At 69.6% G+C, this 14,350-nt stretch carries 11 protein-coding genes and 1 pseudogene; 5 read left to right on the top strand and 7 right to left on the bottom strand.

Features of this window, described 5'->3' with window-relative positions; all coding sequences use genetic code 11:
* Positions 1 to 261 precede the first annotated feature (261 nt).
* Positions 262 to 1,701: a dGTP triphosphohydrolase gene (gene dgt, locus D7V88_RS29735; RefSeq protein ID WP_244238473.1), complete on the top strand. Its 1,440-nt coding sequence runs from the start codon at positions 262 to 264 to the stop codon at positions 1,699 to 1,701.
* Positions 1,702 to 1,773: 72 nt separating this feature from the next.
* Complete coding sequence (locus D7V88_RS29730; RefSeq protein WP_120543994.1) at positions 1,774 to 2,448, top strand: SOS response-associated peptidase; 675 nt, start codon at positions 1,774 to 1,776, stop codon at positions 2,446 to 2,448.
* 11 nt (positions 2,449 to 2,459) lie between these two features.
* On the opposite strand, the gene D7V88_RS29725 is transcribed toward D7V88_RS29730, so the two are convergent.
* The 4 genes from D7V88_RS29725 to D7V88_RS29710 all read right to left on the bottom strand — a co-directional run bounded on the left by D7V88_RS29725 (position 2,460) and on the right by D7V88_RS29710 (position 6,959).
* Positions 2,460 to 3,566 carry a sensor histidine kinase gene (locus tag D7V88_RS29725; protein ID WP_158625179.1) on the bottom strand — a complete coding sequence of 369 codons (1,107 nt, stop codon included), beginning with the start codon at positions 3,564 to 3,566 and terminating at the stop codon, positions 2,460 to 2,462.
* Between the two features lie 95 nt (positions 3,567 to 3,661).
* The gene (locus D7V88_RS29720) at positions 3,662 to 4,054 is read right to left on the bottom strand and encodes a DoxX family protein (RefSeq protein ID WP_120543992.1); all 393 of its coding nucleotides are present in this window, start codon (positions 4,052 to 4,054) and stop codon (positions 3,662 to 3,664) included.
* Positions 4,055 to 4,120: 66 nt separating this feature from the next.
* The gene (locus tag D7V88_RS29715; protein WP_158625178.1) at positions 4,121 to 6,502 is read right to left on the bottom strand and encodes a right-handed parallel beta-helix repeat-containing protein; all 2,382 of its coding nucleotides are present in this window, start codon (positions 6,500 to 6,502) and stop codon (positions 4,121 to 4,123) included.
* A gap of 58 nt (positions 6,503 to 6,560) precedes the next feature.
* Positions 6,561 to 6,959, bottom strand: a complete 399-nt coding sequence (locus D7V88_RS29710) for a response regulator (protein WP_244238472.1) — start codon at positions 6,957 to 6,959, stop codon at positions 6,561 to 6,563.
* A 201-nt stretch (positions 6,960 to 7,160) separates the two neighbouring features.
* Between D7V88_RS29710 and D7V88_RS29705 the strand changes: the two genes are divergently transcribed.
* The gene (locus D7V88_RS29705) at positions 7,161 to 8,345 is read left to right on the top strand and encodes a hypothetical protein (protein WP_120543990.1); all 1,185 of its coding nucleotides are present in this window, start codon (positions 7,161 to 7,163) and stop codon (positions 8,343 to 8,345) included.
* 126 nt (positions 8,346 to 8,471) lie between these two features.
* Positions 8,472 to 11,213, top strand: coding sequence for a PAS domain-containing hybrid sensor histidine kinase/response regulator (locus tag D7V88_RS29700; RefSeq protein ID WP_244238471.1), 2,742 nt, complete (start codon positions 8,472 to 8,474; stop codon positions 11,211 to 11,213).
* Positions 11,214 to 11,226: 13 nt separating this feature from the next.
* Here the strand turns inward: D7V88_RS29700 and D7V88_RS29695 are convergent, their stop codons facing one another.
* The 3 genes from D7V88_RS29695 to D7V88_RS43915 all read right to left on the bottom strand — a co-directional run bounded on the left by D7V88_RS29695 (position 11,227) and on the right by D7V88_RS43915 (position 13,816).
* Complete coding sequence (locus tag D7V88_RS29695) at positions 11,227 to 12,744, bottom strand: Hsp70 family protein (protein WP_120543989.1); 1,518 nt, start codon at positions 12,742 to 12,744, stop codon at positions 11,227 to 11,229.
* Positions 12,745 to 12,870: 126 nt separating this feature from the next.
* Positions 12,871 to 13,254 (bottom strand): GIY-YIG nuclease family protein, encoded by a 384-nt coding sequence (locus D7V88_RS43920; protein WP_208726550.1) that lies wholly within the window; start codon positions 13,252 to 13,254, stop codon positions 12,871 to 12,873.
* Entirely contained in the window at positions 13,238 to 13,816 is a 579-nt protein-coding gene (locus D7V88_RS43915) for a hypothetical protein (RefSeq protein WP_208726548.1), read from the bottom strand. Before D7V88_RS43915 ends, D7V88_RS43920 begins: the two co-directional genes overlap by 17 nt.
* A gap of 318 nt (positions 13,817 to 14,134) precedes the next feature.
* Here D7V88_RS43915 and D7V88_RS29685 point away from each other — a divergent pair.
* Positions 14,135 to 14,350 (top strand): annotated as a pseudogene (locus D7V88_RS29685) (hypothetical protein); the annotation flags it as partial.

Below are 14,350 nucleotides of genomic sequence, written 5' to 3'. Positions count from 1 at the left end.
AGCTTCCCCCTCCACCTGTCACCACACCCCATGTCGGCTCCCCCTCATGTCGGTCCGCGCGGGCCTCGTCCCCGCTCGGCATCGCGGCTGCATGGACGTTGGGGAGCGTGGGAACTCACGCCAACCCTGATGGGACCTGGGGGCCGGCACGCGTCGGTTTGTGGATGGGATGAAGGAGGTGCGGGCGCCCGGCGCGGGAACTTGCGCGGACGGTGTGGGGGAGCACGATGGCGGCGCTTTCCCGCACCGTGAGGCCCCTTCGTGAGCAGCAGCGACATTCAGGACCGGACCGACCGTTGGCGGCGGTTCCTGTCGGACACCCGCGTGGGGTCGGAGCCTCGCACCGCGCCTCGCGAGGAGCGCGCGGTGGATCCGCAGTCGGACGAGCGCACCGACTACAACCGGGACTACGACCGCATCGTCTTCTCCAGCGAGTTCCGCTGCCTGCATGACAAGACGCAGGTGTTCCCGCTGTCGACGAGCGACTACACGCGCACGCGCCTCACGCACAGCATCGAGGCGTCGTGTGTCGGGCGCTCGCTGGGGCATCAGGCGGGACTGAAGCTGCGGGCCCAGGGCGTGGACCTGGTGCCCTCGGACCTGGGCACCATCGTGGCGGCGGCGTGCCTGGCGCACGACATCGGCAATCCGCCCTTTGGCCATTCGGGGGAGGATGCCATCCAGCACTGGGTGGAGCAGCGGCTGTCTCCGCCGGGTGAAGGCAAGAAGAGCCCCTTCGCGACGGAGGCGGAATGGAAGGACCTGCGCGACTTCGAAGGCAACGCGCAGGGCTTCCGCATCCTCAACCGGCTCCAGTCGCGCGAGCGTCGGGGCGGGCTGCGGTACACGGCTGCCACGCTGGGAGCGATGAGCAAGTACCCGCGCCCGTCGGTGCTGCCGGGCTCGCGCCCGAAGGTGAAGGGCCGCGTGTCGGAGAAGAAGTTCGGTTACTTCCAGGACGACGTCGACCTGGCGCTGGAGGCCTACCGCGCCACGGGCTTGCAGGAGCGTGAGACGGGCGTCTTCTCCCGCCATCCGCTGGCCTTCCTCGTCGAGGCGGCGGACGACATCTGCTACGCGGTCATTGACCTGGAGGACTCCGCGAAGCTGGGGCTGGTCCCCATGCTGCGCGCCTGTGAGTTGCTGGAGGCGGTGCTGCCGGAGCCCGGACGTCGCAAGCCGCCCCGCCACCTGGAGACGCGCATGGCGCAGGCGCGCGCGGTGGCCATCGGCAAGCTCATCCCGCAGTGTGTCGGGGCCTTCATGGACCAGGTGCACGCGCTGGAGGAGGGGACGGGGGAGACGTCGCTCACGTCCCTGCGCCCCGACGTGGAGTCGGCGCTGGACGCCATCACCGACTTCACCAGCGAGTTCGGCTACCGCAGCGAGCGCGTGCTCCAGATTGAGAGCGCGGGCTTCAAGACGCTGGGCGGCCTGCTGGACATGTTCGCCACGGCGGTGGTGACGGACGCGCCCAACCGCGAGGAGAAGAAGCTGCGGCAGTTGATGCCGATGGAGTGCTTCCAGCGTCCGGAGTTCGCGGCCGTGGACGAGGAGAAGCCCCCCAAGCGCGACGAGGCCATCCTGCGCCTCACCCCGTACCAGCGGCTGCTGTGCGTGACGGACTACATCTCCGGCCTGTCGGACAGCCGCGCGGTGGAGCTGTTCCAGCGCCTGTCCGGCATCAAGCTGCCCACGTAGTCCCGGCCGGTTGCCCCTCGGGCAGTCGCCGGGAACGTGCGAGCCCGGGCTCCGGGCGCTACGCTTGGCGCCATGTGTGGCCGAGTCACCGTCCGGACCTCTCCCGCCCAGCTCGTCGCCGAGCTGGAGCTCGCGGGCGCGCGCGCGACATTGGAGCGCGAGCGTTTCAACCTGTGTCCCACGCAGCTCCTGCCCGTGGTGCCCAATGACGGCGCGCGGCTGTTGGACGTGTTCCGCTGGGGGCTCATCCCCTCGTGGGCGAAGGATGCGTCCATCGGGAACAAGCTCATCAACGCGCGCGGTGAGACGGTGGCGGAGAAGCCCAGCTTCCGCTCGGCGCTGAAGCGACGCCGGTGCCTGGTGGTGGTGGACGGCTGGTACGAATGGAAGCAGACCACGAAGCCCAAGACGCCGTACCTCTTCCACCGCCGCGACGGGAAGCCGCTGGCGCTGGCGGGCCTCTGGGAGGAGTGGACGGCGCCGGACACGGGCGAGGTGCTGCGCACGTGCACCATCATCACCACCGGGCCCAACGCGCTGATGGCGCCCATCCACGACCGGATGCCCGTCATCCTGTCGCAGGAGGCGCAGGCCGTGTGGCTGCGCCCGGAGCCGCAGGAGGCCGCAGTCCTTCTGCCGCTCCTCGTCCCGGCGCAGGACGCGCCCCTGGAGGCCTATGAAGTGGCGCGCGTGGTGAACTCGCCCGCCAACGATGGGCCGGAGTGCGTGGAGCGCGTGGCGGCCTGAGACGGATGTCTCTAGTGCTTTGAGGCAGAAGCCCCTGGAAGCGTGAACGCGAAGGTGCTGCCCTGGCCGGGCTGACTTTCGGCCCAGATGCGTCCACCGTGGGCTTCCACGATGCCCCGGGAAATGTAGAGCCCGAGCCCCGACCCCCTCCGGTCTTCGCCGCGGGCCTGCCAGAACCGCTCGAACACCTGCTCCAGTTGGTGGCTCGGGATTCCGGCGCCGGTGTCCTTCACCGAGAAGCGGAGGTCCTGGCCCACCGGCTCCACCTGAAGCGAAACCCTGCCGCCTGCCGTGGTGAACTTGAGGGCATTGGACAGCAGGTTGGCGAGCACCTGGAGGATGCGCTCCGGGTCGAACTTCGCCATCAGCGTGTCCCCGCGAATCTCCACGTCGAGCATGATGTCCTGCGCGGAGGCCTGGGCCTGGAACGCGTCGACGGATTCCCTCAAGAGCGGGGTCGCGTCTTGCAACTCCGGGGTGATCCGGAGCCTGCCCGCTTCGATGCTGGCCACATCCACCAGGTCCCCAATCAGCCGGTTCATCCTCGCGGTGAAGCGCTGGATCTTCTCAGCGGCCTGGGCCGTCCTCTGGCCTGCCTCGTCGTCGGAGGCATGCCGCTTGAGCAGGGTCGACTGCAAGGCGATGCCCCCGAGGAGCGTGCGCAGGTCATGGCTGACCATTCCCAGGAACTCATCGCGCGTCGCCAACCCCGTGTCGGCGTGAACCCGCTCGCCCAGCAGCCGCGTGTCGGTTTCGAGCCGCTCCAGGTGGAGGAGCGCGGACAAGGCGCGCATCCGCTCCTCGCGTTCATCTCTCAGCTCGGCATCCGCGGTCGCACGCTCTCCGCGTAAGGTCGCGTCCTCGTCCTTCCGCTCCTGGAGGACCGTGGCGTTCGCCGCGGCCGCCTCATGCCGCGCCAGGCGTGCATCCGCGCTGTCCCGGGCCGTGCGCAGGGCCTCGTCCGCCTGGCCCCGGGCTTTATCGATGGCGGCATCCGAACCCTCCTCGAGCGCGGTCTGCCTCCTGGCGTATTCGCGATCAGACTTCTCCCGCTCCACGCGCAGGCCATCGTCCGTGTGCTTGCGCTCGGGTTGCGGTTTCAGGTTCTTGGTTGTCATGCATCCGTCCTCATGAGGCGCCATCTACAAGGGTACGTAGCGCTTCAGGAACGGCCTGCCTGGATGCCTGCTTCATCCCGTGGGGACGGCCTGACTCAGGCCTTCTTGCGGCGCAGCAGCGCGTCCAGGCTGAACGGACCGCCGCCGATGAGGAGCGTTGCCACCATCACCGTCAGGAAGAGGATGGACAGCTCCATCCTCCCGAACGGATCCGCGCGGTGCCGGAAGAGGGCCACCAGCATGGTGAACCCGGCGAACAGCGCCGCGGGCCGGGTCAACAACCCCAGCGCCACGGCGAGGCCCCCCAGGAACTCCGCGAGCGCCGCGCACCAGGCGAAGAACATCGGTGCGGGGAAGCCCAGCTTCGCCACCCCTTCGGCGAAGCCAGACATGTCCCCCGTCACCTTGCCCAGGCCATGTCCCAAGGCCAGCGTCAGCCCGAACACCACCCGCACCAACGTCCAACCCACCGCGCCGCGCCCCGTCATGATCCGTGTCCTCTCAGGAAGGCTGCTTGATGACGCATCCTGTCACGGGCCCTGCCTGGGGACGTCCTATTGCGGTGCCCCCGCGTAGAACTTGATGCCCTCGTCCGTCCAGCCGCTGGCCACGAGCGACGCCCGCTCCGTCTGCGAGGTCGTGAAGGTGTGGCGGGACGCGGCCTCGTGCACCAGCCGGTACACCGGCACCAGGCAGGGCCCGGACGCGGTGGCCGCGTGGAACCCGATGCCCTCGTCCTGCGTGTAGCCGTAGCTGGACTGGGCGCTCTGCTTCTCCGCCGCGTCGATGGTCCAGAAGTGCTCCAGCACCGTCGGGCTGTAGAGCCGGTACACCGGCGACAGCCCCGTCGCGGCGGTGGTGGACGCCAGGAACGTCACGCCCAGGTTCTCCGTGTAGCCCCAGTCGCGTCCCGCGTCCTCGGCCTCCGACAGCATCGTGGTGAAGAGGTGGTCCCCGGACGTGGGGTTGCGGCGGTGGTGGACCGGCGCGTTCACGACGCAGGGCGCGGCCACGGTCTTGTCGCGCCACTCGATGGCGCCAATGCGGAGCGACGGCTGCGCGGGAGCCGTCTGCGGCCAGTACACCGCCTTGAGCACCTCCGACGGCAGCGCCTGCCCGCGCCCCCAGACGTCCGTGCTCGCCGGGTCCTGGGTGAAGTTCTTCGTCGCGGCGTTGACGAAGAAGGGGTTGCGGGTGCCCCCGCTGCGCTCCACGGATTGGGGTTCACGGCCGGGGTTCGCGGCACGGAACGCGGTGAGGCTGGCGTAGGACGCGGCGGACGTGTTCGCCGCGCGCTGGAAGCGGATCAACGTCGTGGGCGCGCTGGTGCTGGCGCGGTAGTAGGCCTGGTAGTCGTGGGACTGGAGGATGGCCGGGGCGCCGTACGCCGTCGCATTCGGATCATCCACGTTGAGCAGGGGCCGGGCCGACAGCGAGCCGGAGAGGATGTTGTTCATCAGCACCACGGCTTCCGCGTTGCAGGTGTTCGCCAGGGGCCCCACCGATGAGGGCTCGCAGTGGTCGTAGTTGCCGGCCACCTGCGGGTCGCACCCGTTGGCGGTGGTGCACGCCTTGCCGCCCGGCACCGTGTCGCCGGTGAAACACCGCTTGTCGTCCACGATGCTGATGTTGGCGGAGTAGCTGTCGCTGGACGCGTCGTTGTCCACCGCGGTGTTGTTCCAAAGCTGCACGTTGCGTGAGCCGAACACGGCGATGCCCGTCCTGCCGTTGTCGTGCACGACGTTGGAGGCGAGGACGCCGTGATGGGACACCTCGTAGAACAGGCCCTTGTCGTCGTTGTAGCGGGCCACGTTGCGCGCCATCACGAACCAGCGGTTGCCCGGGTCCGTGGCGCCGCAGCCCTGGTCGCACCAGAAGCCATTCGCGGCGTTGTGTTCGAAGAGGTTGTTGAACACCACGCCGTCGCGGATGAACGTCACCTTCATGCCCGCTTCCACCGTGTTCGCCCACCGGCGCACGTTGTTGTAGGACATGACGTTGTTCTCAACGATGAGCCGCTGCGCGTTGCTCGCCTGCGCGCCCGTCCACCCGTTGTTGACGAGCACGTTGCCCGACAGGCGGATGTCCCGGCCGTGCGCCACGGCCACGCCGTTCGCGGCGTTGTTGGCCACGGTGGAGTTCTCCAGCACCGCGCCGGAGTCCGACTCGCTGTCCCGGTACAGCATCACCGCGCCCTTGTAGTAGGCGAGCCCGTTGACGGTCCGGCTCCAGTTCACCGTGCACGTCGCGTAGTTCTGCACGTCCAGGCCGGCGAACTTCACCCCGGGCGCGTTCGTCTTCAGCGCCCAGCGCTTGAGCGCCACCTCCACCTCGGTGGGGCTGTCCGCCAGGGTCAGCACATTCGTCGCGGCGTCGTAGCGGTACTGCCCGCTGGACAGCGGCGCGCCCGGCGCCACCCGTCGCAGCGGAATGCCCGCGCGCGTGACGGCGAACGGCGTCTCCGAACCGTAATCTCGCACGGCCTGTCCCAGGAGCACCGTGTCCGCGCAGTCCGCCTCCACCGGCGTGGGATCAAACCCGGTGAGCGTCTTCGTGTAGGGCCCGCTGCCGCTGAACCCCGTCACCGCCACGCTGCCCCGCAGCGACACGACGTCGCTCTTGTAGCGCTGCACCGTGACGCGGGCCCGGCTCACCGTGAGCTCGCCCTCGCGGTAGGTGCCCGCCTTGAGCACCACCGTCCACGTCGTCGCGTCCGCGGGCTTCGCGTTGACCACCTGGAGCGCCCGGCCCAGGGACTGATACGGCTGCGCCTCCGTGCCCGTGCCCGTGGAGTCGTTGCCACCCGGCGCCACGAAGACGGCGTTGGCGGCTGGCGGCTCGTAGAAGGCCGTGGGTACCGGGGGCCGTGAATACACGTGCGCCACCAGGGGCTGATCCGCCGTGGCGAGGTCCGTCCCGGCTGTCTCATCCTCCAACCCAGGAGGTGTGAAACACGCGGGGAGCAACGGGAGGAGGCCGAGCAGCGCCAGTGTCCTAGTTTGGCTTGGAATCCTTATCTTCATGTGGAGGCGGACAATACGGGGCTACAGCTTCCAGCAGTACCTCCATGTGCAGGGGCTTCTGCAGCAGGCCCACCGCGCCCGCCATCAGCTCCGTGGTGAAGCTGGCGGTGAGCACGAAGACGGGCAGTCCGCAGAGGGTCGCATCATCGTGCACCCGTCTGAGGAATCCGTAGCCGTCCATCACCGGCATCATCAGGTCCAGCAGGACGATGCAGGGCTTGCGACAGGAGGCGAGGGCCACCAACCCCTCCTCGCCGTTGGTGGCCGTCAGGACGGAATAGCCTTCGAGTTCGAGGTAGCGGGCCATCACTTCCAGCTCCGGCTCGTCGTCGATGATGAGAATGAGGGGCGTGGCGTTCTCGTAGGGCACGACGCTCTCTTCCGTGGGGTCAATGGAAAGCTAGGTCGCCCGACCGCCGCACCGCCCAGTGACGGCTGCTCATTCCGGGCCGCCTGCGAGGACGGAGGACGGCAGGGGAGGGGGTTGTCTGGCCGGCTGCCCTGAAAGGATGGCGCTTCGCGGCGGGCGACTTGCTGGGTGCTCCTGGGGAAGGCCCCTAGACTTCCGGGAATGACGTCCTCAGGCAGGGCCCCCCGGTTTCGCGCGCTGCGCATCGCGGGGGTGTGTTTCGCGGTGTTCCTCGGGCTGGCGGGGCTGGCCTTCGTGGCGGCGGACTCCTGGTTCCGCGGCAAGTACGAGCCCGCGTTGGAACTGCAGCAGGCGGAGCTCACCGCGAACGTGGATGACTACTGCGCGCAGGAGGCGGCGCTGGGGGCGGACCCCTGGTTCCACGAAGCGCGCACGGAGGGCAACGCGGGCCCCCTGCTCAACGCGTGGCTGCCCTGGCCGCCCGGGCACGAGGACGTGCCTCCGGGCTCGCCGCTTGTCCTGCCCGAAGCCCTGCGGGAGGACGCCGTGGACCTGAAGCAGGGCAAGTGGCTCACCGCGAACATCGACGTGTCCGGGCTGGACTACGGGTGGATGGCGCGGCTGCTGGCCTATGACCGCTGGGACCTGCTTCAGGACAGTCCGCTGGGTGCGAAGCCGCGCATCAACTGGGCCTCGGGCGACATGCCCGACTACATCCTCCTCACCCGCTGGGCGAAGCTCCGGCTGCGGCACGGCCTGGTGACGGGCCATCCGGTGGAGGCCGCCCAGCAGGTGCGCCACCTCGCGTGGTTGAGCCTGAGCACGGAGACGGCCCTGGGCGGCGTCATCGCCGCCAACCTGCTCGAGTTCGAGCGCATGGCCCACGACTCCCTGGCCTCCCCGCCCGTGGACTGGACCCCCATGTCCGCCGAGCAGACGGACCGCTTGTCCGCGCTGGCGGTGACGGGGCTGGTCTTCTCCTCGCTGGCCTCGCCCCCGGACGTGGCCCGCAAGGCGCGCCACTGCGCGACCGCGACCAGCCGCTGCCTCGCGCTGACGGAGGCGGCCTTCTTCGCCAGCATGCTGGAACCCTTCGCGAAGCAGCCCTTCCAGGCCGCCTACGCCGCGCTCGACCAGGACCTCGCGGACCTCGCCTGTCCTACCGCGACCGCACGTGGGGTGAGGGCAAGGGGGCTCAACCTGCTGGATGCGGACTCCGGGATGATGACCGCCGAGCAGGCCCTGTGGATCCAACGCGCCCCCGGGCACTGGCTGACCTCCCGCATCGCCAGCGTCGTCGTCGCCATGCCGGTGGGGAATCTCCAGCCGCTGCGCGACTTCCACACGAAATACCCGTCCACCCCGCAGGCAGAGCAAGCACCCTAACCCCCTGAACCCCCGTGCTCGCGGGACAACGGAAGCATCCCGGCGCCTGCCCACCTCCACGGTTTTCATGGTTGGCGTGGAACTGGCGCCTCGACTGACCTACAGTTCTTGAACGGAGGGGGAAGGTTGCCCGAACTGCCACCCAGCGCGTATCCGGCCTTGTTCGAGCACATGCGCGACGGTGCGCTCGTGCTCGACCCGACCCTGCGGGTCGTGGCCGTGAACCGCGCCGCGGAGGGCCTCCTGGGTCCCCGCGACGTGCTGGTGGGCATGCCCGTGGACCGCGTGCTGCCGGGCTGGACGCCGCCGGAAATCCCGGAAGGCGGAGGCCCTCCACTGGAGAGGGATTGGCAGGCGGGCCCGGCGCACACCGTGCGGGTGTTGGCCCTGCCGCAGCCGGGTGACGGCGGCTGGGTGCTGATGTTGAGGGGCCCGGACGGCACGCAGGCGGCGGAGTCCATCCTCCGGCAGCAGAAGGAGTTCTTCGAGGCGGTGGTGGACCACAGTCCGGTGGCCATCGTGACCATCAGCCGCGCCTTCGAGGTGCTCACCTGGAACCCCGCGGCGGAGCGGCTGTTCGGCTACACGCACGAGGAGGCGCTGGGCCGCAACATCCTCAAGCTGGTGGCCAACGTGGACGACATCCGTCCGGAGGCCGAGGAGACGTCACGCGAGGTGCTGCGCATGGACCGCGTGCACGTCGTGACGAAGCGCGTGCGCAAGGACGGCACGGTGGTGGACGTGGAGCTGCGCGCCCTGCCGGTGATGGTGGCCGGCCAGTCGCTGGGCTTCATCGCCATCTACCACGACGTCACCGACCTCCAGCGGGCGCGCCAGGCCGCCGAGGACGCCAACCAGGCCAAGAGCCTGTTCCTGGCCACGGTGAGCCACGAAATCCGCACGCCGATGAACGCCATCATCGGCATGGCGGGGCTCTTGATGGACACGGCGCTGACGCCCGAGCAGCGCGACTTCGCGTCCACCATCCGCCAGAGCGGCGACGCGCTGTTGGGGCTGCTCAACGACATGCTGGACTTCTCCAAGATCGAAGCAGGTCGGGTCGAACTGGAGGAGAAGCCCTTCAACCTGCGCCAGTGCGTGGAGTCCGTGATGGACCTGCTGGCGGTGCGCGCCAGCGAGAAGTCGCTGGACCTGGGCTACCACGTCAGCAACGAGACGCCGGTCAACGTGGTGGGTGACTCCGCGCGGCTCCGGCAGGTGCTGCTCAACCTCGTGGGCAACGCGGTGAAGTTCACCGAGCGCGGCGGTGTGTCCATCTCCGTGGACGCGCCCCGGCCGCCCCTGGCCCCGGGCGCTTCGTTCGAACTGCACTTCGCGGTGCAGGACACCGGCCTGGGCATCGCCGAGTCCGCGCGCGGGGGGCTGTTCCAGCCCTTCAACCAGCTCAACGAGTCGGTGTCCCGGCGCTTCGGCGGCACGGGCCTGGGGCTCGCCATCTGCAAGCGGCTGGTGGAGGCGATGGGCGGGCGGCTGTGGATGGAGAGCGAGGGCGTGCCCGGCAAGGGCGCCACGTTCCACTTCACCTTCCAGGCGCGCGAGGCCCCGCGCAGCGGCAACGCCCTGCGCCCGGATCCGCTGAAGCTCCAGGGCCGGCGCGTGCTGGTGGTGGACGACAACGCCATCAACCGCAAGCTCTTGGGCCGTCAGCTCTCCGCGTGGGGGATGGACATCGTGGAGGTGGGCTCCGGGGCGGAAGCGCTCACGCGGCTGGAGTCGGGGGCCCGCTTCGACCTGGCCATCCTGGATCACCGCATGCCGCTGATGGACGGCCCGACCCTGGCGGGGCTCATCCGTCAGCAGCGCGACGCGCGCGAGTTGCCGCTGCTCTTGCTCACGTCGTTCGACCAGCGCGACGCGCAGCCTCCGGGCATGTTCACCGCCGTGCTGCCCCGGCCGGTGAAGGCGTCGCAGTTGCACGACGCGCTGATGACGTGTCTGGCGCAGGACCTCATCTCCGCGAAGCTGGTGCCGCCGGTGCCCGCGCTCGCCACCCGCGAGCGCTCGGTGTTCAACGCGCGCCCCGGGGACCAGATGCCGTTGCGCATCCTGCTGGTGGAGGACAACCCCACCAACCAGAAGCTGGCGCTGCTGGTGCTGGACCGGCTGGGCTACCCGGCGGACACGGCGTCCAACGGCCGCGAGGGCCTGCAGGCCCTGGCGCGCGTGAAATACGACGTCGTGCTGATGGACGTGCAGATGCCGGAGATGGACGGCCTGGAGACCACGCGCCATCTGCGCACGGAGGTGCCGGCCAGCGAGCAGCCCTGGGTCATCGCGATGACGGCCAACGCGATGACGGCGGACCGGCGGGAATGCCTGGACGCGGGCATGGACGACTTCCTCAGCAAGCCCATCCGCGTGGAGGAGCTCATCTCCGCGCTGCGTCGCGCCTGGGAGCGCCTGCCGCCCGATCCCGGCCCTGGGCCCGCCGCGCCCGCGCGTGCCATGGAGGTGCCCCGCGTGGGCACCCCGCGCATCCGGGGGCTGGAGGCCTCCGCGCTGGAGCGGCTGTGGCAGTCGTTGGATGGGCAGGTGGAGCGGATGCTCCCGGAGCTCATCGACACGGCGCTGGAGAGCATGCCCCGGCTGATGGATGACGCGCGCACGGCGCTGGCCGAAGGCGAGTTGGAGAACCTGGCCCGCGCGGCCCACACGCTCAAGTCCAACGCGGCCTACTTCGGGGCGGCCACCCTGGAGTCGCTGTGCTGGGACATCGAGCAGCGCGCGGACGCCCGGGTGGTGGAAGGCCTGGAGCCGCTGGTGGCCCATTGCCAGGACGCGCTGGAGGAGTGCCGTCGGCTCCTGGAGCAGCTCCGGGGCTCGGTGACGTCCCGGGCCACCGGCTGACCTGCCGGCCGCGTCAGCGCCGCTGGGGAGCGTTCGGGTCGGTGATGGTCAGCGGCTGACGCTGGCCATCCGGCGCGACGAGGCTGGCGGCGAGGGAGAAGTCCGGCGCCATGCGCAGCTCCAGCGTGGTGGGCCCGGGGTGGGCCACGCGCCAGTCCGGTTCGATGCGCACGGTGCCCAGCAGCTCGCGCTCCACGGTGGTGCGGTCCAGCGCCTCGAAGAGGGCCACCGGCACGGGGCCGGCCCACTGCGGCAGCTCCAGCACCACGGAGCGCGTGCCGGGCACGGGCGTGTTGGCGGGGAGCACCTCGTGCTGGGCGCCGCCGGGCACCATGGCGCCAATGGGCATGGGCACCACGTCCGACAGGCCGCTGATGCCGCGCGCCAGGTTGCGTCCCAGGATGGCCGCGCCCACGGCCACGCCCAGCTCCGGGTGGACCTCCTTGTCGGACGACAGCTTGCGGAAGTGGCCCAGGCGCTTGCGGATGGCGGGCATGCGCGTCTGGCCGCCCACCATCACCAATTCGTCGATGGCGTCCGCCTTCATGCCCGCCTTCTCCAGCACGTCGTCGCACGCGGCGGCGGTGCGTTCGATGAGCTGGAAGACGATGGACTCCACCTGTTCGCGCGTGAGCGTGTAGTTGAAGTCCACGAAGGCGCCGTCCTTCTGGGTGATGCACGGCACGCGCAGGGGGACGGACGTGGCGTTGCTGAGCGCCATCTTCGCGGACTCGGCGGCGAAGACGAGCCGCTGCATGACGACCTTGTTGTCGCGCAGGTCGATGCCGTGCTTCTTCCGGAAGTCATCCACCAGCGCTTCGACAATGGCCTCATCGAAGTTGGCGCCACCCAGGAACGCGTCGCCGCCGGTGGCCAGCACCTTCACCACGCGGTTGTGCACCGCCATCAGGGTGACGTCGAAGGTGCCGCCGCCCAGGTCGAACACCATCACCGTCTGCTCGGGGTTGCGCAGGTTGGCGTAGTAGAGCGCCGCGGCGGTGGGCTCGTTGACGATGGCGCGCACGCGCAGGCCGGCCTTCTCCGCGGCGTGGCGGATGGCCTCGCGCTGGCGGATGTTGGCGTGCGCCGGGACGGTGAGCACGCACTCCTCGAAGCGAGCGCCGGCCGCGTGCGTGGCGAGCGTGTTGATGTGCTTGAGGATGAAGTGCGCCACGTCGATGAGCGGCGTCACCTTGCCGTACACCTCCACGGCGGTGTAGCCGTCCGGGCCCTCCACCAGCTCGAAGGCGAAGCGGCCCCGGTGGCGCGCCACGTATTCGGACTGGAAGCGGCGGCCCAGGAAGCGCTTGGCGCCGAAGATGGTGTGGCGTGGGTCGTCGATGATCTGCCGCCGGGCCGCGGGGCCGACGATGGCCTTGTCGCCCGCGTGGAACCACGCGATGGAGGGCAGCGTGAGGCTCTTCTCCGCGATGGGCACCACCCGCAGCTTTCCTGCCTTGTCGAAGAAGGCCGCCGCGGTGTTGGTGGTCCCGAAGTCGATGCCGAGGATGGGGGCGGCGCTCGTGCTCATGAGGTCCGCCCATCCTCGCACGTCTCGGAGCGTCGAGGCACCCGTCCCATCCCGGAGGGTGGGGGCGTGCGCTCAGGAGTGCTCCAGCACCACCCCCACCGCGATGTAGGCCCGGCCCCGCGGCGCTCAGGGCCTGGGCGGCGTGTTGTAGCCGGCGTCGCCGTAGGGCTTCAGGCGCTCCAACCACATCTCTTCCAGCACCTTCAATTCCTCCACGGGCGGGGTGGGGCCGGGTTCGTCCAGGGGCTTGAGCGGGTCCAACACCTCGAAGGAGAAGGCCGCTTCGCCAAGCCGTTCCCAATCCGCCTGGAGTTCGGGGACGCGGTGCATGCGCTGGGCGAACTCGAAGCGGATGCGATTGAACATCGCGGGCAGGTTGAGGCTGTGGCCCACGAACACCTTGCCATTGACGAGGTTTCGGATGGCGTAGATGCCCATGGGGGCCACGGCTTCCTTGTAGGCGCGCTTGCGTTCGGCGCGGGACGCGCGCGAGTCATCCGCCGGCGACATGCTGGCCTCCGTAGCCGAGCGCCACGAGCTTCGCTTCCAGCCGGGCCTTCGCGGCGGAGTCGCGGGGGCGCACCCAGTCGTGGCCCATCCGTTCCCAGTCCGGATCCTTCGCGTCGATGCCCAACGCGCGCAGGAAGCCGGCCTCGCAGACGAAGTACTGGCGGCGGAAGGGGAAGAGGAAGCCGCCCTGTGCCGCGAGGGACGCCGCCGCTTCCTCGTACGTGGCGCACCAGCGATTGAGGAAGACGCTCTGGCCCTTCTGGAAGAACACGCGCGTGTCCAGGCCCGGCGGGGGCACGGCCTCCAGGGCCTGCTTCAACTGCGTCCAGGTGGCATGGCCCGCTTCGCGCGCGATGACCGTGAGCCCGTGCTTGTGCTTCACCGTGTCGCGGCGCGAGAGCACCTCGCCCAGGGACAGGCCCGCGAAGAAGGGCAGGGCGCGCATGCGCTCGGCGGCACGCAGGGAGCGGGTGGAGTCGGGCGATTCCAGGTCCTTGAGCAGGAGTGACGCCCGGACCTTGCATTCATGAAGCGTGAGCGGGGAGGTGCTGCCGGTTCCCATGACGATTCCTTCGGTGGCGGCCCTCACCCGCTGGTGGACCGTGGAAGGACTTCATCGGGAGCATGTCGGCTGCGGGTGAAGCGAGGGTGACGTCGTCTTTTCGGGCACAGGCGCCCCTCGGCACCTGCGAACCAATAGACCAGACGCCGCGCGCGGACGTCAATGCGTCCCAGGGCATGCGACCAGGCGGGCCATCGAACCTCGTATGGTATCGCGCGGTGGCGGCCTCACTTGAGGTCCGTGCTTGCGCCCACCGTTGGGGAGTCCTGGAAGATGATGTCTCGGTGTTGTCGGATGTTGGTTCTGGGGTTGCTGTGGATGCCCACCCTCGCCTGGGGAGAGGACGTCCTTGCAGCGCCCGGCGCGGAGACTCCAGAGGTCGTGGCTCCGCTGTCCGCGATGCCAAGCTCCCATTCCGTCCTGGACCCCGTGGCCCCGTCCGCTGCCGCTCCGATGGAATTGAAGCAGGACTATTCCCTCGTGCCGCACCTCGTCCTCGGGACGGTGGTGGGCGGCGTGGGGCTCTTCGTGGGG

Source organism: Corallococcus terminator, from assembly GCF_003611635.1.
Classification (GTDB): domain Bacteria; phylum Myxococcota; class Myxococcia; order Myxococcales; family Myxococcaceae; genus Corallococcus; species Corallococcus terminator.
The sequence above is the reverse complement of the archived record's forward strand: the minus strand, read 5'-3'. Positions and strand labels throughout refer to the sequence as shown.

Excerpts from the sequence above, each read along its gene's own strand:
- D7V88_RS43920 (WP_208726550.1), bottom strand. The coding sequence starts at position 13,254 with ATGTCGCCGGCGGATGACTCGCGCGCGTCCCGCGCCGAACGCAAGCGC.
- D7V88_RS29730 (WP_120543994.1), top strand. The coding sequence starts at position 1,774 with ATGTGTGGCCGAGTCACCGTCCGGACCTCTCCCGCCCAGCTCGTCGCC.
- D7V88_RS29720 (WP_120543992.1), bottom strand. The coding sequence starts at position 4,054 with ATGACGGGGCGCGGCGCGGTGGGTTGGACGTTGGTGCGGGTGGTGTTC.
- D7V88_RS29705 (WP_120543990.1), top strand. The coding sequence starts at position 7,161 with ATGACGTCCTCAGGCAGGGCCCCCCGGTTTCGCGCGCTGCGCATCGCG.
- D7V88_RS43915 (WP_208726548.1), bottom strand. The coding sequence starts at position 13,816 with ATGGGAACCGGCAGCACCTCCCCGCTCACGCTTCATGAATGCAAGGTC.
- D7V88_RS29695 (WP_120543989.1), bottom strand. The coding sequence starts at position 12,744 with ATGAGCACGAGCGCCGCCCCCATCCTCGGCATCGACTTCGGGACCACC.
- D7V88_RS29725 (WP_158625179.1), bottom strand. The coding sequence starts at position 3,566 with ATGACAACCAAGAACCTGAAACCGCAACCCGAGCGCAAGCACACGGAC.